The organism is Palleronia sp. LCG004 (assembly GCF_032931615.1).
GTDB lineage: Bacteria > Pseudomonadota > Alphaproteobacteria > Rhodobacterales > Rhodobacteraceae > Palleronia.
In genome coordinates this window covers 1,380,071-1,397,574 of the sequence record NZ_CP136759.1, presented here as the reverse complement: position 1 = coordinate 1,397,574, position 17,504 = coordinate 1,380,071, and the positions used below count along the sequence as shown (strand labels likewise).

14 protein-coding genes and 3 pseudogenes are annotated in these 17,504 nt (G+C 63.4%); 4 read left to right on the top strand and 13 right to left on the bottom strand.

Annotated features, from left to right (window positions below; all coding sequences use genetic code 11):
* Nucleotides 1–6 precede the first annotated feature (6 nt).
* The 6 genes from RVY76_RS06700 to RVY76_RS06675 form a co-directional block, all read right to left on the bottom strand.
* Entirely contained in the window at nt 7–639 is a 633-nt protein-coding gene (locus tag RVY76_RS06700) for a tyrosine-type recombinase/integrase (RefSeq protein WP_317376607.1), read from the bottom strand.
* Nucleotides 640–857: 218 nt separating this feature from the next.
* Nucleotides 858–1,457: a histidine phosphatase family protein gene (locus tag RVY76_RS06695; protein ID WP_317376606.1), complete on the bottom strand. Its 600-nt coding sequence runs from the start codon at nt 1,455–1,457 to the stop codon at nt 858–860.
* Nucleotides 1,454–2,500, bottom strand: a complete 1,047-nt coding sequence (locus RVY76_RS06690) for an ABC transporter ATP-binding protein (RefSeq protein WP_317376605.1) — start codon at nt 2,498–2,500, stop codon at nt 1,454–1,456. The genes RVY76_RS06695 and RVY76_RS06690 overlap by 4 nt, the downstream gene beginning before the upstream one ends.
* Nucleotides 2,497–4,182 (bottom strand): iron ABC transporter permease, encoded by a 1,686-nt coding sequence (locus RVY76_RS06685; RefSeq protein WP_317376604.1) that lies wholly within the window; start codon nt 4,180–4,182, stop codon nt 2,497–2,499. Before RVY76_RS06685 ends, RVY76_RS06690 begins: the two co-directional genes overlap by 4 nt.
* A 99-nt stretch (nt 4,183–4,281) precedes the next feature.
* A complete protein-coding gene (locus RVY76_RS06680; RefSeq protein WP_317376603.1) occupies nt 4,282–5,403 on the bottom strand; it encodes an ABC transporter substrate-binding protein in 1,122 nt (373 codons plus the stop codon).
* 92 nt (nt 5,404–5,495) lie between these two features.
* Nucleotides 5,496–6,350 carry a MurR/RpiR family transcriptional regulator gene (locus tag RVY76_RS06675; protein ID WP_317376602.1) on the bottom strand — a complete coding sequence of 285 codons (855 nt, stop codon included), beginning with the start codon at nt 6,348–6,350 and terminating at the stop codon, nt 5,496–5,498.
* Nucleotides 6,351–6,889: 539 nt separating this feature from the next.
* Here RVY76_RS06675 and RVY76_RS06670 point away from each other — a divergent pair.
* Together RVY76_RS06670 and RVY76_RS06665 are read left to right on the top strand one after the other, a co-directional pair.
* Nucleotides 6,890–8,153: pseudogene (locus RVY76_RS06670) on the top strand (IS3 family transposase).
* Between the two features lie 31 nt (nt 8,154–8,184).
* A pseudogene (locus tag RVY76_RS06665) lies at nt 8,185–8,797 on the top strand (integrase core domain-containing protein); the annotation flags it as partial.
* 53 nt (nt 8,798–8,850) lie between these two features.
* On the opposite strand, the gene RVY76_RS06660 reads toward RVY76_RS06665, so the two are convergent.
* A complete protein-coding gene (locus tag RVY76_RS06660) occupies nt 8,851–9,396 on the bottom strand; it encodes a GNAT family N-acetyltransferase (protein ID WP_317376601.1) in 546 nt (181 codons plus the stop codon).
* A 150-nt stretch (nt 9,397–9,546) separates the two neighbouring features.
* Between RVY76_RS06660 and RVY76_RS18690 the strand changes: the two are divergent.
* Both RVY76_RS18690 and RVY76_RS18685 read left to right on the top strand, forming a co-directional pair.
* A pseudogene (locus tag RVY76_RS18690) lies at nt 9,547–9,933 on the top strand (AAC(3) family N-acetyltransferase).
* Nucleotides 9,905–10,369, top strand: a complete 465-nt coding sequence (locus RVY76_RS18685; RefSeq protein WP_410796013.1) for an AAC(3) family N-acetyltransferase — start codon at nt 9,905–9,907, stop codon at nt 10,367–10,369. The pseudogene RVY76_RS18690 and the gene RVY76_RS18685 overlap by 29 nt, the downstream one beginning before the upstream one ends.
* Before the next feature lie 631 nt (nt 10,370–11,000).
* On the opposite strand, the gene RVY76_RS06650 is transcribed toward RVY76_RS18685, so the two are convergent.
* The 6 genes from RVY76_RS06650 to urtA form a co-directional block, all read right to left on the bottom strand.
* Nucleotides 11,001–11,369, bottom strand: a complete 369-nt coding sequence (locus RVY76_RS06650) for an IS110 family transposase (RefSeq protein ID WP_317376599.1) — start codon at nt 11,367–11,369, stop codon at nt 11,001–11,003.
* Between the two features lie 103 nt (nt 11,370–11,472).
* Nucleotides 11,473–12,165: an urea ABC transporter ATP-binding subunit UrtE gene (gene urtE / locus RVY76_RS06645; RefSeq protein ID WP_317376598.1), complete on the bottom strand. Its 693-nt coding sequence runs from the start codon at nt 12,163–12,165 to the stop codon at nt 11,473–11,475.
* Between the two features lie 2 nt (nt 12,166–12,167).
* Nucleotides 12,168–12,908: an urea ABC transporter ATP-binding protein UrtD gene (gene urtD, locus RVY76_RS06640; RefSeq protein WP_317376597.1), complete on the bottom strand. Its 741-nt coding sequence runs from the start codon at nt 12,906–12,908 to the stop codon at nt 12,168–12,170.
* The gene (locus RVY76_RS06635; RefSeq protein ID WP_410796012.1) at nt 12,905–14,128 is read right to left on the bottom strand and encodes an ABC transporter permease subunit; all 1,224 of its coding nucleotides are present in this window, start codon (nt 14,126–14,128) and stop codon (nt 12,905–12,907) included. Before RVY76_RS06635 ends, urtD begins: the two co-directional genes overlap by 4 nt.
* Before the next feature lie 5 nt (nt 14,129–14,133).
* The gene (gene urtB, locus RVY76_RS06630) at nt 14,134–16,095 is read right to left on the bottom strand and encodes an urea ABC transporter permease subunit UrtB (protein ID WP_317376595.1); all 1,962 of its coding nucleotides are present in this window, start codon (nt 16,093–16,095) and stop codon (nt 14,134–14,136) included.
* A 50-nt stretch (nt 16,096–16,145) separates the two neighbouring features.
* Nucleotides 16,146–17,429, bottom strand: coding sequence for an urea ABC transporter substrate-binding protein (urtA, locus tag RVY76_RS06625; RefSeq protein ID WP_317376594.1), 1,284 nt, complete (start codon nt 17,427–17,429; stop codon nt 16,146–16,148).
* Nucleotides 17,430–17,504 lie beyond the last annotated feature (75 nt).

Sequence of the window (17,504 nt, the reverse complement as noted above, 5' to 3'; positions counted from 1 at the left end):
TTTCACTTAAATCTCGACCGCCTCGGATATCGCGAGGGCGTCTTCGAGCTCGACACCGAGGTATCGGACGGTGCTGTCCATCTTCGTGTGCCCCAGCAGCAGCTGAACGGCGCGCAGGTTCCCGGTCTTGCGGTAGATCTGGGCGACTTTGGTGCGGCGCATCGAATGCGTGCCGTAGGAACTGGGCTCTAGGCCGATCGAGGTTATCCATTCTCGGACCAGGCGGGCATATTGCCGCGTCAAGATATGTCGCCTTTCGTGGAACCGCCCCGGCCAGAGATGTTCAGACCCGCGCATCAGCGGATCATCGAGCCAAGCTGCAAGCGATTTCCGCGTTCCCTCGGTAATCTCGAAGCGGACAGGTTGCCTTGTCTTGCTTTGTGTGATCGAGGCCCGTTCCTTGACCTGACCCGCGGTATAAACGTCGCTCACCCTCAGCTTGACGAGGTCGCAGCCGCGCAGCTTGCTGTCGATCGCGAGATTGAAAAGTGCCAAGTCTCGTACGAGCCCGGCGATTTCCAGGCGCACACGGATCGCCCAGACGTGCTTGGGCATGAGTGGTCGCTTTTGGCCGACGATACGGCCTCTGTTCCATGCGGGGCGGCAGGCGCGAATTGCGGGAAGGTTTGCAGCAGACATGACGGGTCCTCCGTTCCACCGCACGCCACCTCTTCACCGACTCAGTGCCGGTGTGCCATCGTACAACGCGGCACCGCCGCAAGTCCGGTTCGAGCCCTTTCTTGACCTCTATATCGAGCTGGGAGCATGCAACCATTACATTGCGCAGCGCTCTGGGAATGCCTGCCGAGTTCCTGCCCGCAATGCTAATGGCTCCGCAGCCAAGCAAGACACATCGTTCAGTCCGGCGCGTTCAGGGTCACGCCACCACCACGCAGGTTGAACGCCTCGAGCCGGATCCCGGTTTCTGACAATGCGAGGATCGTCAGTGAAGCCGGGCCGACGGGGATGATCTGCTTGGGCGACAGGCCAAGGCAGGCGTCCAATGCCGCGCGGATCACGCCGCCATGACACACTAGGGCCACCGTCTCTGGACCCGTGGCGAAAGCTGCTTCGAGGCCCGCTTGCACCCGCTGACGGAACGAAGTCCAGGTTTCTCCTCCGGGGGGGGCATAACTGCCGGCCCGCCAGTCGAGATAGGCCTGCCTGTCCTCGGCACGGATCTCGGCAATCTGCCTGCCCTCCCAATCACCCAAGGCCTGCTCGCGCAGGCGCGGCTCAGTCTTGGCCCCGGGATGACCGAGAAGCGCGGCGGTGCGGCGCGCGCGGACAAGGTCCGAGCTGCGCACGAGGCCGGGGGCCAGCGACGCAACCAGCGGGGCCAGCGCAAGCGCCTGCGCCTCGCCCGTGGTGCTAAGGCCGATGTCGCGCTGGCCTTGCAGGCGGCGATCGGCATTCCATTCGGTCTCGCCGTGGCGGATGAGAAGCAGGCGTTTCAAGACGTGAGATCTCCTTCGGGGAAGATGGTGAGGATCTCTGCAGGCGGGACGAAATGGAAGCGCTCGGGGATAATGGCGGAGCGGGGCAGGATCGCTGTCAGCCGCTGACCGCCCGCACCATTCTCTACCTTGCCGGTGACAAGCCACTGCCCGGCCATCGGGATCAGCTCGACCCGCTCGGCGGGCATACAGCCGGAGGAAGCCGCGTCGGCAATGCCCAACTCCTCTGCCCGGATCATCGCAAGCCCGCTGCGTCCTTTGAGCCCCGGTGCCAGATGACGACCGAACCACGCCCCGTCACGCAAAGGCACCAGATTGGCCGGTGGCGTGCCGACGAAGCGGGCAACAAAGGGGCTCGCCGGCCGGTCGAGCAGCGTGAGCGGCGGCGCGAACTGCTCGATCCTGCCACGGTTCAGCACGGCGACATCGGTGGCGAGCGTCATCGCCTCGACCTGGTCGTGGGTGACATAGACCGAGGTCGCGCCGGTCTCGCGGTGCAGTCGCGCCAGTTCGTGGCGCATCTCGACCCTAAGCGACGCGTCAAGGTTCGAGAGTGGCTCGTCGAACAGCATCACCGCCGGGCGCGGCGCGATCATCCGCGCCAGCGCCACGCGCTGCTGTTGTCCGCCTGAGATCTCGCCCACAAGCCGGTCGGAAAGCGCGCTGATCCCCATCATCTCGAGCGCCTCGCCCACCCGGCGGCGACGGTTGTCCGCACCGACCCCCGCCACCTTCAGCGGCCAGTCGACATTGCCCTCGACCGTCATGTGCGGCCAGAGCGCGTAGGACTGGAACACCAGCCCCGCGCCGCGCTGCTCAGCAGGCAGCGAGCGGCCTTTACCGTCGGCCACCAGGCGGTCGCCGAAATGGATCGTGCCGCCGCTCGGGGCTTCGAGGCCGGCGAGCATCCGCAAAATCGTAGACTTGCCGCAGCCAGAGGGGCCAAGCAGCACGAGGAAAGCCCCGGGGTCGACGCTCAACGAGACCTCACGAACAACAGGGCCTGCGCCATAGTCCTTGGACAGGCGGTCGATGGAGATCACGGGCGGCGTCCTTTCAGGATCTGGGCCAGTGCCGTCGCCGCGACAGAGATCACGAGGATCACCACGGTGATGGCATTGGCAAATTGCTGGAACCCGTCCGAGGCGTAGCGGTAGGACAGCACCGACAGGACGGGGGTGTCGGGTGTATAGAGTAGCGCCACGATGGCGAGGTCTCCGACGACATTGACGAAGACCAGAAGCGCACCCGCGATCAGGCCGCGGCTGGCCAGCGGCAGGGTGATCGCCGCCAGCCGGCGCTGAAACGAGGCACCGGTCATCCCCGCGGCTTCGTCGATGTCGCCGGCGATCTGCGCGAGGGTCGCTCGTCCGGTCTGCACCGCGAAGGGCAGCGAGGCGGCGGTCAGCGCAAGGCCAAGCAGAAGCGGGGTGCCGTAGAGGCCGGGCAGCGGCCCGATCTCGGCGCCATAAAGCGCAATGAAGGCCGCGCCGAAGGCGATGCCGGGCAGCAGCATCGGCAGGAAGGACAGCTGGCCAATCAGGCCGCTCAGGCCCCGGATCCGCGCGCCGTTCAGCGCCACGGCGGCCAGAATGCCGATCGCAACGGCGGCGATGGCCACGGTGATCCCAAGGCCCAGCGTGATCGTAATGGCCTTCACGATCTGCGGGTTGCGGAGGATGCCGGCCTGTCCGCGGGCAAATTCCGGGTCGGCGGCACCGGTCCAGAACTGCAGCGTCCAGTCCGAGAACAGCGCGCCGGTCTGCGGCGCGAGGCTGGCGGCGACAAGCAGAATGATTGGGCCGATCGTGGTGATGAAACAGATGGTGAAGGCCAGCGCGCAAAGCGGCCAGCGCGCGTGGCCAAGCGTCATGCGATGCCGTCGCGCGCCCTTGCCCGAGATTGTGGCGAAGCGCCGCCGTCCGACCAGCAGGCGGTTGCCCGCCCCCAGCAGCGCCGCCGAAACGAGGATCAGCAGCACCGCCAGAACGTAGCCGCGGTCTGTCTGGCCGATCTCGATCATGCCGTAGAGCCGGGTCGAGAGCGTCTGCATCCGGACCGGCAGTCCCATCAGCGCGGGCGCGGCAAAATTCGATACTGCGGCGGCAAAGGCCAGCGAGGCCCCCGCCAGCACCGCCGGCGTCACCATCGGCAACACGATCCCCGTCAGGATCCGCCGACGCGATGCACCCGACATCTCGGCCGCCTCGATCGCGTCGCCGTTCAGCGAGGCGAGGGCCGAGGCGACGACGGTGAAGACCAGCGCGTAATACTGCGCGACGAGGACGAAGAAGGTGGGTAGCAGGCCCCAGGCCAGCCAGTTCGGGATGTCGACCCCCATCCCCGCCAGCATGCCTCCGGTCCCGCCGGTGCGGCTATTTCGGAACAGGCTGGACCAGGCCAGCGCCGTGGCGAAGCTGGGGATCATGAAGGGCAGTGTGGCCAGCACACCCAGCGTGCGCGCGAAGGGCACGTCGGTCAGCGTCACGAGCCACGCCAGGAAGCCGCCGATCGCGACCGCGCCCAGTGCCGTGCCGAGCCCCAGAAGCAGTGTGTTGCCGAGCGGCCCCCAGGTCAGGTTCCGCGACAACCGGCTGGCAAGCACCTCGCCCCAGGCCGGGCTGCCGAGCGTGTCCCAAACGATAGACGCCAATGGCGCCGCGACCAGCACGACGAGAATGGTTAGCACAATCAGGTTGAGGATCAGCCCCTTGGGCAGGGTCATCCGGGTCTCCGATCTCTTGGGCGGAAAGGCCAGGCAGAGGAGAAGCGGAGGCGGACCCTGTGACGGGTCAGCCTCCTAGCCGTGGTTACGGCCTTCAGCTTACTGCAGCGCCAGGATCAGGTCGGCGACCTTGGCCCGGATCACCGCCGTTTCTTCGGCATCGATGGTCCAGCCGCCGAAGTCGCCCAGCGGGATCGCGTCGGGATGGGGGGTGATGTCGCTGCGCGTCGCCCAGTCGCCGGCGACGTAGAAGGGCGCGTAGCCCGCCCCGCCGGTTTCGCTGTCGTCGCCCATCAGGAAGTCGATGGCGATCCGGGCCGCCGCCGGGTTCTGTGGTTCTGCGGTCAGCGCCAGCACCGCCGGGAAGACGATGCCATTGGCCGGTGCCACATCATTGGCAACCTGCAGCGCCCAGCCTTCCTCGGCATTGTCGCGCCGGTCGGAATAGCTGGTGAAGCCGAGCGGCGCAGCCTCCTGACCCGTCGCGCCCACGGCTGCGTTCACGTCATCGGTCGACCCGACAAGCACCAGATCATTGGCAAAGAGATCGGCGATGAATTGTTCGCCCGCGTTGTTCAGTCCGGACTCGATCTCGATCGGCTTGCCGAACTCGGTCTCGTAAGCTTCGGCCATCTCGTCCGAGCGCAGGACCACCTCGGTCATCAGGTCGAGGTAGTCTCCGCGTTGCAGCGGGTCGACCATGACCACCTTGCCCGTCCATTCGGGGCGCGTCAGGTCCCACAGGCTGTCGACCGGCGCTCCATCGGGGTAGCTTTCCCCGTTGAACATGAGAACTTTGGTCGACAGACGCTGCGCGAGAAGCGGCGAACGGAACTGATCCGGTACCAAGTCTGCAATCCGGGGCGGCACGTGGGGCGCGATCAGGCCGGCGTCCAGAAGCTCGGTCGTGACCACCGGCGTGTCAGATACGTAGATGACGTCGGCGACCGTCTGGCCAGCGGCGACCTCGGCCTTCAGGCGCGCTATCTGTTCGGTCGAGGAGAGGTCGTACCCGATCATGTCGATACCGGGATACGCGGCCTCGAATGCCTCCTCGACCCGGCCAATGCGGCTGGTGAATGAGTAGACTGTTACGCTGCCCTCAGCCTGGGCCTGCGCAAGAAGCTCGGCGGCGGAAAGGCTGTCCAGTTCCTGTGCGGCGGCGGGCAGGGCAAGAACGGTGACTGTAAGACCGATGAAGGTCGGAATGATGCGGCGCATGGGAAACCTCGAAGCGGCTGTAGGGTACAGGCTTCTTGTACATCAAACTTGCAACAGGTTTATGACGTGCAAGTTTTCTTGCAATAGTATTTTCAGCTTTTTGGAGACTTGTCCGCCTCGAAGCGTGCGATAAGTGACCCAAGTTCTGAAAGCGTGCCGAGCGCCGCGCCACTCTGTCCTAGGGCAAGGATCAATGCATTAAGAACCACCATAGGCACGCCGAGGGTCTGGAAGCCATCTGAAACGCCGGTACGCGGTGCCGCAAGCATCACCTCGGGAAGCGGGCGCAGCATCGGGCCAACCTCGTCCGCGATCACCAGACTGCGGGCACGCACGGCAGCCGCGCGTTCGATCAGCACTGCATAACCCGGGGGCTGGCGACGAAAGGCAAAACACATAACCGCGTCGCCTTCGGCGATCCCAAGTGCCCCTTCGGCCAGATCGCGCGCGCTGCCGGAAAGAATCCGCACGTCCATGCCCATTCTCCGGAGCCGTCGCTCAGCCTGAAGCGCGAGTGCGCTGGCGTTGCCTTGGGCGAACAGAAACACTCGACGCCCGTCCAGCAGGGCGGCGGCGGTCCTGATCTGTACGGCGGAAACATGGTCTGTCAGTCGATCGAGCGAGGCGACCTCCTGCGCGATCAGATGGCGCAGTGGATCCTCTCCCGCCTCGGCAAGCGTACTGGCCATCCGCGTTGCCGGGTCACCGCCAAGATAGGACTGCTGCAAGGCGCGGCGAAAGTCGGCGTAGCTGGCGTATCCAAGCTTGCGAGCCAGACGTGAACACGTGGCCTCGTGCAAGCCCGCGCGTTCGGCATAGGCGGCGGCAGAGAGCAGCGCCACGTCGCGCGGGGCGCGGATCAGTTCGGCCACAAGCCGCTCTTCGGATTGCGTGAGGTCAACCGAACGCGAGCGGATGCGCGCGATAAGGTCCATCTCCTGTACCATACCGTCTCCTGTCTTGATCTACTGACGCATCGCGGCGAAAGTTCCGGGACTAGCTACGGCAAGTCGACGCGGCTGCCCATAGAGGCGCCGGACTGCACAGGAGAGTTCGGTTGCCGCTCTGGTAAAGAAGGGACACAGACGACATACCGGGCCAAGTTGATACACGGTGCCAGTAGGCCGGAGGCTGGCCGCGGCCCGACGCGGATCTCGCCTTTCGAAGATAAAAAGGCAGGGTTCATCGAACTGATGAATGCTTTGCACTTCGCTATATCAAAAGTCGCCGGTTACTCGTTCTCAGAAAGCCGGCATGCCGCTCTCCCTTACATTATGAAATGCGGTACGCAAGGCTACGAAGCTGACCGGTCCCTACTCATCGTTCGATACAACAGGCAGGAACCCCCCCGCGGAATGGTGAAATGAATAACCGCTTTGCCCGGTTCACGTGCGCTTGGGGCGACCGCGTGTGTGCCGCTGCTGGTCTGCCCCCTGAAAAGTGGTCCTCCCTGGAGTATGCTTTCGAGCCGTATGGAGGACAAGGAATGGGACAGAAGAGACATAAGCCTGAGGAGATCGTTGCGAAGCTAAGGCAGGTCGACGTGCTGGTATCGCAGGGCCGATCGGTGGCCGAGGCGGTGCGATCCATCGGTGTGACACAGTTTACGTATTACCGCTGGCGCAAGGAGTTTGGTGGGCTGAAGGCCGACCAGGTGAAGCGCTTGAAAGAGCTGGAGAAAGAGAACGAACGCCTGCGGAAGGCCGTGTCGGATTTGACGCTCGAGAAGCTGATCCTGCGGGAGGCGGCCTCGGGAACCGAAGGTCCGCGTAGTGAAACTTCTAAGCCCCGCCCGCCGCCGAGCATGCGTCGATCACGTCAGACGGAAGTTCCGGATCTCCGAACGTCTTGCCTGTCGCGTTCTGGGGCAGCATCGATCGACCCAGCGGAAGGCACCGCACGGGCGGGCCGACGAGGAGGCGCTGACCGCGGACATCGTCGCGCTGGCCAGCCATTATGGGCGTTACGGCTATCGTCGGATCGCGGCCATGGCTCGCGAGACGCCGGCTGGGCCGTGAACGTGAAACGCGTCGAGCAACGAGCCATTGTCCGCCATCGGTCCAAGGACGATGGCGAGTGGCGGCGGGAGGGTCTGAAAGTGCCACAAAAGCAACCTAAGAAGGGGCGGCTCTGGCTGAATGACGGGTCATGCATCCGCCTCCGACCAGAGCGGCCGAACCACGTCTGGTCCTACGACTTCGTCGAGAGCCGGACGCATGACGGTAGGAAGTTCCGCATGCTCAACGTCGTCGATGAGTTCACACGGGAGTTACGAGCCATTGTCCGCCATCGGTCCGAGGACGATGGCGAGTGCCATCAGGGTCGACCGGAAGCTGAACTCGACCGCCGTGATCGATGTCCTGACCGACCTGTTCATCCTTCGGGCAGTGCCCGGCCACGTCCGATCGGACAACGGGCCAGAGTTCATCGCCAAGGCGGTGCAGGGCTGGATCGACGCAGTGGGTGCGAAGACGGCGTTCATTGAGCCCGGCAGCCCATGGGAGAACGGCTACTGCGAGAGCTTCAACTCGAAGCTCCGTGACGAGCTGCTCAATGGCGAGATCTTCTACTCGCTGGCGGAGGCTCGCGCCGTGATCGAGGCATGGCGGATCCACTACAACACGGTTAGGCCCCATTCGTCGCTGGGCTACCGACCGCCGGCGCCGGAGGCTGTCCACTGGCCGGCGCCCGGGCGGAGATCAGCCCCGCCGCAGGCATCCGCCTTGGCACGGAAACCCATCATGCACTAAGACTGAAACCGGACCACCCGATAGGGGCAGGCCAGTACCGATCCTGGTCGAGGCGCGGCCCAATGCGCGCTGGTCGCTGGATTTCGTTCATGACCAGCTCGCCAACGGCCAGCGCTTCGGGTGCTCAACGTGGTCGACGATGTCATCCGTGAATGTCTCGCGGCGATCCCTGACACCTCGATATCAGGACGTCGCGTCGCCCGTGAACTGTCGGCCTTGATCGAGCGCCGCGGCAAACCCGGCATGATTGTCAGTGACAACGGGACTGACCTGACCAGTAATGCGGTCCTGCGATGGTGCTCCGAGCACCGGATCGAATGGCACTACATCACGCCAGGAAAGCCCATGCGAGACACGGTTCCGTAGAGAGTGTCAACGTTCGGATGCGGGATGAATTGCTCCAATGAGACCATGTTCCGGAACCTGGCTCACGCCCGTGCCGTCATCGCGGCCTGGACTGCCGACTACAAACCGTGCGCCCGCAGTCGGCTTTGGACTACCGGACCCCGGTTGGCTACGCGTGGGCGCTGCCCCCCGCAATCGCCCGCCCCGCTGCGAAAAATAAAAGCTGCGCGCGTCGGGCGATTGCTAACCCTGCGCTGAACGGCGTAAACACCTACCGGGCCCCGGTCGCGACTGGATAAAAATCCCGCGGCAGGTCCGGTCCGTCTCGCTGGCGCAAGTCTGCTTCAAGCCCTCATCGGACCCTCGAGTATACGAGACAGTCGCGCGGCTCATCTGAGAGGTTTGGATGGACGAGGTAGCGACGTAAGAGCCCTTCCCGTGACATTCCTGCCTTTTCAAGGACGCGCGCAGACGCCGTGTTCTCGACATCGCAGAAGGCCTCAGCCCGGAAGACCGATCGGTGGGATAGGGCGTGGCCTACCAACCGCCGCATGATCTCCGATGCGCATCCCTGGCCCCATGCCGATGCGCGCAGTACATACCCATAGCTTACGGCGAAGCCTGCCGGTCTGGCATCGAACATTCCCAACGGCACCTCACGGCGATCACGGTGGAAAGCGAGGAAAGCGTATCGCTTCCCTTGGTCCCAATCTGCGTTGCTGGCTTCGAGATGAGCGACGGTCTGTGAGACGTTTTGGTGCGGCAACCACGTAAGATACTTCGTGACCGTCGCATCGGAAGAATAGGCGGCGAAGATTGCAGCCGCATCTTCGACGTCTGGGCGCCGTAGATAATAGTTCTGGGTCTCGAACTCTTCGGGCAGGCGGTAAGAAGACATTCTCCTAATCTGTGGTCCAGCCGCCGTGAGGCAAGACGACGAACGCTGGGTCCATCTCGTTGCCGCGGTCATTCAGTAGAATTCTGCGGACGGCCGCTTTGAAGCCATTCTGCCTGATGCGACCTTGCCGAAACGATTTTAATCGAAGGCATGGCCGCGACTTCCTATATTCAAGCTGACCTTCTTGCCGATCTGGGCGCGCTCGGCGTCCGTCTGGGGGGCGGCCTTTTCGTCCATGCGTCGATGCGCGCCATCGGTCAGGTCATTGGGGGACCCCGCACGGTCGCCGAGGCCCAGATCGAAGGGGTGGGAAAAACCGGGCTGATCAAGATGCCTGGGTTCTCCTCGGACGAATATTTTCCTTCTGATCTCGTCCGGTCGGGTCTGACCGACCGGTAGATCGGGCGGATCGAAGATGGCGTACCAGGCTTCGACGCGCCCAAATCGGCGACGACCGGAATGGGTATTATCGCTGAGACATTCAGGACCCGGCCCGGCACAAAGCGGAGTGAGCACCAAACCTCTCTATTTGCCTGAATGGGAGGGATGCAGACGACTACCTCACCCCGCATTGGCCGCATTGGCCGCATTGGCCGCATTGGCCGCCCTGAGCGACGGGAGAGCGTACGCCGCTTGGGCGACTGCAGTATCGCGAGCCCATGAGGGTACTGATGATCGGCGTCAGTGGAACCGGTGCTCAGCGCTCCATACAGCCGAGACCCTGGCTGATCAGAAACGGACGAAGATACGGCTGTTCAAGAGCTCCAATGGAGACTGGATCAAAACGCAGGATGTGGCGGACGGCAGGGGGCGGCTATTTCCAGCTGCCGGTAATGCGTTCGAGCAATCGGGCGGGGTCAAGCATGGTGCTTTCGGTGATGCCGAGTGCAAGTTGTGTGGTTTTCGCAGTCTGACCAATTTTGCGACAAATTGCATTGACGTGGCGAACCAGCGGAGCAGGGAACGCCACTAAGGAGAACGCTCGGTGATAGCTTCGAGCCGCAATCCTGACCTTCCGGCACGGTGGAGCGAACGGCTGATCAAGGTGGCGTGGGCGACCAGACTCGGTCTTCTTTAGGATGAGTGTTGGCGCGAAGCAGCAGCTTCCGCATTGCCGCGGTGATCGTGACCTTGAACGGCTTTCCGGCCTCGCGCAGTCGGTTGTAGAAGGTCGCGAGGTCCTGGTTTTAATTAACGTGACTACTGCCCTATGTAGAGTTTGCTCCGGACGGCGATTTCGGCCACTGCGGATTATCTTCCGACCTCGCATCATTCCGGAATCCCGGTTCATCGGTTCAATTTCTGCTGAAGCGGTGACCCCTCCGCGTTCGTACTCTGAGCTCCTTCCTCTTCCAGAGTAGCGCCGCAGCCGTGGTCGGTCCGATAGCGGCGATCGAAGCCAGGATGTAATAGCGCCGTTCGATCGTCCTTTCAGATCGAATAAACCTGAAAGGCTCGCCTTGAAGGCTTTGCGATGCCTTCCACAAACCGCGACCTGCTCGTTATGCCGATTTCTTACAAGATCCAGTTTTGCATGCGCGTATGTTCTCCATCGCTTGGCGTTCCCCGACTACCTGTCGCCGGGCGACGATGATCTCCGTGATTCATGTCATAGTCAAAATTAGTAGCTCCGTCGGTACGGGATCCAAAATGGCTGCGAACTTCGCCAGTATCTTCGCATCGATCATGTCCGTCTTGGCAACTCGTCCGAAGATATCGGCGAACCATTTGGTCCGGTACGCATCAATGATCGCAACCGGAATGCCCGCTTCGTGCAGGCAGGTGTGTGTGGCCCGGTGATAACGTCCCTTTGCTTCCATCACGACCAAGCTGGCGATGGAAGCTAGACAGCGATCTCGTACCTCTTGCAATCCGGCCGCGCCATTGCGGACCCGGAACCGATCCCCGGAATGGTGCACGCGCACGGTGAGATACGTCTCGCTGACGTCGATGCCGACGATAGTTCCCCGCACCCGAAGATCTGAGCCGTTGGCTGTCCGGCGGAAAAATCCCCCGCGCCGTGACGTCCCGCCCGAAAGAGAAGAGACCGTATACAGCGGAAACCCTTCAGAACTGCTAGACCGACATGAGATCCGTAATCCGCTGCCGATCCGCCTCGGACTTCGGGGCCGAATGGACTACGTGACCGCGATCCATGACCACGATCCGATCAGCGAGGTCGAAAGCGAAATCGAAATATTGCTCGACAAGCACGATGGCGAGCCCCTCATCCTTGAGATGCGAGATCACACGGCCGATCTGCTGGATGATGTTGGGTTGAATGCCCTCCGTCGGCTCGTCGAGGAGTAGGACGCGCGGCCGGATAACCAGCGCCCGCGCGATCGCGAGCTGCTGTTGCTGCCCCCCGGACAGATCACCGCCGCGACGGCCCGCCATCTTCTTAAGGACCGGGAAGAGGTCATAGATCTCATTTGCGACATTCCGTTCGCCGCGCGGCAGGCAGGCATACCCCGTTTCGAGATTCTCCCGCACGGTCAGGAGCGGGAAGATATCACGACCCTGCGGGACGTAGCCCACGCCGCGGCGGGCCATCTCGAAGGCCGTTGCTCGGTCGAGCGTCTCGTTATCGAGCGCGACCGTCCCGCCGGACCGCGGATGGGTCCCCGCGATCGCCTTGAGCAGGCTCGTCTTGCCGACGCCGTTGGTCCCCATGACGCAGGTGATCTCGCCCGGCGCGGCGTCAAGGTCGATGCCGTGGAGGATCTGGCTTTGTCCGTAATGCAGCGTCAGGTCGCGGATCCGAAGCATGTTCAACGTCCCAGATAGACATCGATGACGCGTGGATCGCGCGTGACGTGGTCGATGCTGCCCTCGGCCAGCACCGACCCCTCGTGCAGGACCGTCACCCGGCAGTCGAGCCGGCGAACGAAATCCATGTCATGCTCGACCACGACGACCGCGCGTGTCTTGGCGGCCTCTTTCAGAATGTCGGTCGTGTGTTCGCGTTCTTCCAGCGTCATGCCGGCGGCAGGTTCGTCAACGAGCAGCAAGCGCGGTTCCTGCGCCAGAAGCATTCCGATCTCGAGCCACTGCTTCTGACCGTGGCTGAGTTCGCCCGCGCGGCGGGAAAGGTGTGCCTTCAGTCCGATCTGCGCGGCAAGCCCGCGCACGCGGTCCATATCCGCGTCGCTGCGTCGGTAGAAGAGGGCTGAGAACGGTCCGCGAGGATTGCTGAGCGCCATGACGAGGTTTTCCTCGACGCTTTGATCTTCGAAGACGGTTGGGCGCTGGAACTTGCGGCCGATCCCCTCACGTGCGATCCGCGCCTCCGACATGCGGGTGAGGGAGGTTCCGAGATCGCCCCAGCGGACCGTGCCTTCATCGGGCCGCGTCTTGCCCGTGACGATGTCCATGAACGTCGTCTTGCCTGCACCGTTGGGCCCGATCACCGCGCGCAGCTCGGCCTGACCGATGACGAAGGAAAGGTTGTTGATCGCCTTGAACCCGTCGAAGGTTTTCGACACGCCGGAAACTTCGAGAAGCGTGCTCATCGTGCCTCCTCCGCATCGCGGAGCGCGCTTTCGTCGCGTCCGACCGCCGCTCCGTGCCGGTCGGGATTGCGCCGCGCGAGCACGAGATCGACAAGGCCGGAAAGACCCTTCGGTGCGAAAATGGTCACGAGGACAAAGCCTATGCCCAGCATGACCTGCCACCAAGATACCCAGGCGATGGTGTAGCCAAGGATCGTCACATCGGGCGCTCCGCCACCCGAGAACCAGTTCGACAACAGACTGACGCTCGCGGCACCGAGGACCGCGCCCCAGAGTCGCCCGCGTCCTCCGATGGCGACCCAGACCGCCAGATAGATCGACGCGATAGGGGCGAGTTCGGCCGGATTGATGATGCCCGCCTGCGGGTAGTAGAGCGCGCCCGCGATCCCCGCCATCACCGCCGACAGGGTGAAGACGAAGAGTTTGTAGGTTTCGACCGGGTAGCCCAGGAACCGTACCCGCGCCTCGTCGTCGCGGATGCCCCGGATGACCGACCCGAACTTCCCCGAGACGATACAGGTCGCGAGGATGTAGCCTATCGCGAGCGCCAGCGCCGACCCCCAGACGAACCAGAGCGTGATCCAGGCCTGGGAAACGCCGCCCGCATGGGGGATGTTCTGCAAACCCGACAGGCCGTTATTCCCACGCAGCCCGCTTTCATTCTGAAAAAGATAGAGGGAGAGCGCCAGCGTCATCGCCTGCGTCAGGATCGATAGATACACGCCCGTCACCCGGCTGCGGAAGGCGAGCCAACCGAAGACCAGCGCGAGCAGCCCCGGCACCAGAACGACGAGTGCCAATTGCGCGGGAAGCGATCCCGCGAAGGTCCAGATCGCCGGAAGCTCCGACGCGCCGACGACGCCGAAGATCTGCGCCGCGATGGCGTCCTGTACCTCTCCGACCGTGGGGGGCAGGGCCTGCGCCAGAAGCGCGGGTTCGACGATCAGCCGTGTGCGCTCGTACATCAGCCACATGCCGATCATGTAGCCCCCGAGCCCGAAGAAAGCGAAATGCCCCAGGCTCAGGATGCCCGCGAAGCCCCAGACGAGATCCATCGCGATCGCGATCAGGCAGAGGCAAAGCGTCTGACCGAGGATCTTGGTGAAGGAGGTTGTCAGTGCCCCGGTGCCCATCGCTTCGGACAGCACCGTCACGCCAAGCGTGAAGAGGGCAAGCAGGCTCAGGAAGACGAGCAGATGGGGATGGCGTCTCAGGAACATTGCGCTCAATCCCCCGCGGCACGACCCTTGGGCGCAACGATGCCCTTCGGTCGGAACTGGATGAACAGGATGACGAAGAGGATCATGTAGGTCTGTGCGGCAAGCGTGTTCGAGGGATTGAAATCCTCGATCCCCTTTTGCAGGAGGCCGATCAGCGAGGCACCCGCCAGCGTGCCCCAGATATTGCCGACGCCGCCGATCACCACTGTCATGAAACTCTGAACGATGTAGTTCTGCCCGATCTCGGACGTCACCTGCGCGAACATGCCGATCGCGACACCGGCGATCCCCGCGATGCCGGAGCCGAGCCCGAAGGTCAGCATGTTGATCCGCCCGGGATTGATCCCCATCGACGCCGCCATGCGGGGGTTCTGCGTGACCGCGCGGACTTCGAGACCCAGCCGCGTCCGGTTCAGCACGAACAGGAGAAGACCCAGGAAAACGAGTGCCATCCCGAAGATCCCGATCCTGAGATAGCTGATCCCGATGATGTCGTTGATGACCAACGAACCGGCCAGCCAGTCGGGCGGCGTCAGCGGCTTTGCCTGCGCACCGAAGACGTTCTTCACGAGCTGTTGGATCGCGATGGATATGCCGAAGGTGGCAAGCAGCGTCTCCAGCGGGCGGTGATAGAGGTGCCGGATCACGAGCCGCTCCAACGCGACGCCTGCCGTGAAGGCGACCGCGAAGGCCAGCGGAAGCGCGACGATGAGCGAGATCGTGTAGTTGGGTACAACCGTCTGGACAAGCCAGCCGGTAAAGGCCCCGAGCATGATGAACTCGCCATGGGCCATGTTGATGACGCCCATGACCCCGAACGTGATCGCGAGGCCGATCGCTGCGAGGAAATAGATCGACGCAAGGCTCAGCGCATCCAGACCGAGGTCGACATATTGCTGCGCCTCGAGCGAGAAGGCGATGCCGTCGATCGCATCCTGAGCCGCTTCGGTGACTTGGGGCGACGGTTCGGTGTAGACGTCGTAGAAGGCATGCGCATCCACGATCTCCTCGATTTCCGATTCGAGCGCGGTGGCTGGCACGATGCCTTCGGCTGCGAGCGCGGCATAGGCGTCATCGCGCGCCTCCTGGGTGTCGAGCGCTGCGACCGGCACGCCACCCACCTGTCCGTCGACAATATTGGCGACGAGCGCGTCGCGACGGGCTGCGCGGTCGATCCGTTCGGGAGCCAGCCCGCGCGAGACGAGCAGCCCGTAAGCCTCCTCGACCGACAGATCGGCAGAACCGGGAACAAGGTTGCGTGCGACGTTGTCGCCCTCCGCCGGCCCGTCGGCTGAAGCCATGCGGCGGGTAGCGACGACCGGCGTGAGCGCCGCGCGCACTTCGCGCGCGGTATCCGCCCCGAAGCTCTCGATGGCCTCGATGCGCTCTGCATCCGTTTCGCCGAACTGTACCGTGAGGAGCCGTTCGAGCCGCTCCATGCGCGCCTTGAGGCCCCAGTCGGGCTCGGCCGGGATGACGTTTCGCAGCATAGCGAGATGCTCTGGCTCGGGGCTCCGGGCGATGGATTCGACCGCGCGCCGTCTGAGCGTAATATCCTCGTCCTGAAGTCTGAACTGGGCGAGGGCCGACTGGATCATTGCGCGGATTCCGGCATTCGGCCGAATCTCGGTGAAGTCGTCCTCGGATCCCTCTCCTGCGCTTTCTCCCGTGGCGATGACGGTAAGCGCCAACGTGTCGTCGCCAGCTTCTTGAGCGAAGAAGAATTCGCCGTCGGATATCCGGCGATAGAGTTCGCGTTCCTGCCAGCGGCGCAGGACCTCGCGTGCCTGCGGCAGCCCGCTTTCCGTGAGCGCGGCGATCGCCGGCTCGATCGTGCGGCGCGAGCTTTCTTCGATCAGGTCGCCTTGTGCATCGAGGACGGCCTCGATGCCCGCATCCTGCGCAGGCGCGCCGAGCGGCAGCACGGCAAGGGTCAGGACGGCGAGGAACCGTCTTAGATGGCGCATTGCTGAGGTCCCGGAAAGGCGGCGGGGCATTCCGTGCCCCGCCGATTGCGTCAGTAGTTCGACTGGATCTGAACGCAGGTTTCGGTCTCGGTGTTGTACATTCCGCATTCGAGCCCCGGCCAGTCGGAGGTCAGCACGGCCGAGTCCGGCAGATAATCGGTCCAGGCGTCGCCGGGCACCTCTTCCGTCTGCTCGAGGATGTCGAACTGGCCATCCTCGGTGATCTCGCCGATGAGGACTGGCTTCGTGAGATGATGGTTCGGCAGCATCTCGGCCGTGCCGCCGGTGAGATTCGGTACGGTCTGGCCGTACATCGCATCGCGCACGGCATCCACGTCGGTGGTGCCCGCTTCCTCAACCGCCTGCACCCACATGTTGAAGCCGATGTAATGGGCTTCCATCGGATCGTTGGTCACGGCATCCTCGCCCATCCGTGCCTTCCAGTTCGCCACCCATTCGTCGTTGAGGTCGCTATCCGCGGACTGGAAGTAGTTCCACGCAGCGAGGTGCCCGACAAGCGGTTCCGTATCCAGTCCGGAGAGCTCTTCCTCGCCCACGGAAAATGCGATGACTGGCAGGTCGAAGGCGTCGATGTTCTGGGCCGCAAGCTCGGTGTAGAAGCCCACGTTCGCGTCGCCGTTGATGGTCGAGATGACGCCAACCTGCTGTCCGGTTGATCCCATGGCGACCACGTCGGATACGATCGTGGACCAGTCGGAATGGCCGAAGGGGGTATAGTTGACGAAGATGTCTTCCTCAGCGACGCCCTGGTCCTTGAGATAGGCTTCGAGAATGCGGTTCGTCGTGCGCGGATAGACGTAGTCGGTACCGAGAAGCGCAAACCTTTCGACACCGAGCTCGTTCAGCATGTAATCGGCCGCAGGAATCGCCTGCTGGTTCGGCGCGGCCCCGGTGTAGAAGACGTTCTTGGAACTTTCCTCACCCTCGTACTGGACCGGGTAGAACATCAATCCGTTAAGTTCTTCCAGCACAGGCAGAACCGCTTTGCGGCTGGCCGAGGTCCAGGCACCGAAGATCACGTCGACTTCGTCCTGTGTAAGCAGGTCCCGCGCGCGGGCGGCAAATGTCGGCCAATCGGAAGCCGGATCGACCACGACTCCCTCGATCTCGCACCCGAGGAGCCCGCCTGCCTCGTTCTGCTGTTCGATCAGCATCTCCATCGTGTCCTTGAGCGTCGTCTCCGAGATCGCCATCGTCCCCGACAGCGAGTGCAGGATGCCGACTTTCACGGGGCAGGATTGTTCCTGGGCGAGGGCCGGGATGCCAAGGGTCGCCAGCATCGCGGCGGCGAGAGGAGCAGAGCGAATGGTCATGGGGCAAATCCTTGTGGCAGTCTTTGGCGGCGGTACCCGGCACCGCGCCGGGTCGCGGGGTTCTAAAGATGCGGT

Excerpts from the sequence above, each read along its gene's own strand:
- RVY76_RS06700 (WP_317376607.1), bottom strand. The coding sequence starts at position 639 with ATGTCTGCTGCAAACCTTCCCGCAATTCGCGCCTGCCGCCCCGCATGG.
- RVY76_RS06685 (WP_317376604.1), bottom strand. The coding sequence starts at position 4,182 with ATGACCCTGCCCAAGGGGCTGATCCTCAACCTGATTGTGCTAACCATT.
- RVY76_RS06680 (WP_317376603.1), bottom strand. The coding sequence starts at position 5,403 with ATGCGCCGCATCATTCCGACCTTCATCGGTCTTACAGTCACCGTTCTT.
- RVY76_RS06675 (WP_317376602.1), bottom strand. The coding sequence starts at position 6,350 with ATGGTACAGGAGATGGACCTTATCGCGCGCATCCGCTCGCGTTCGGTT.
- RVY76_RS06660 (WP_317376601.1), bottom strand. The coding sequence starts at position 9,396 with ATGTCTTCTTACCGCCTGCCCGAAGAGTTCGAGACCCAGAACTATTAT.
- urtE (WP_317376598.1), bottom strand. The coding sequence starts at position 12,165 with ATGCTTCGGATCCGCGACCTGACGCTGCATTACGGACAAAGCCAGATC.
- urtD (WP_317376597.1), bottom strand. The coding sequence starts at position 12,908 with ATGAGCACGCTTCTCGAAGTTTCCGGCGTGTCGAAAACCTTCGACGGG.
- RVY76_RS06635 (WP_410796012.1), bottom strand. The coding sequence starts at position 14,128 with ATGTTCCTGAGACGCCATCCCCATCTGCTCGTCTTCCTGAGCCTGCTT.
- urtB (WP_317376595.1), bottom strand. The coding sequence starts at position 16,095 with ATGCGCCATCTAAGACGGTTCCTCGCCGTCCTGACCCTTGCCGTGCTG.
- urtA (WP_317376594.1), bottom strand. The coding sequence starts at position 17,429 with ATGACCATTCGCTCTGCTCCTCTCGCCGCCGCGATGCTGGCGACCCTT.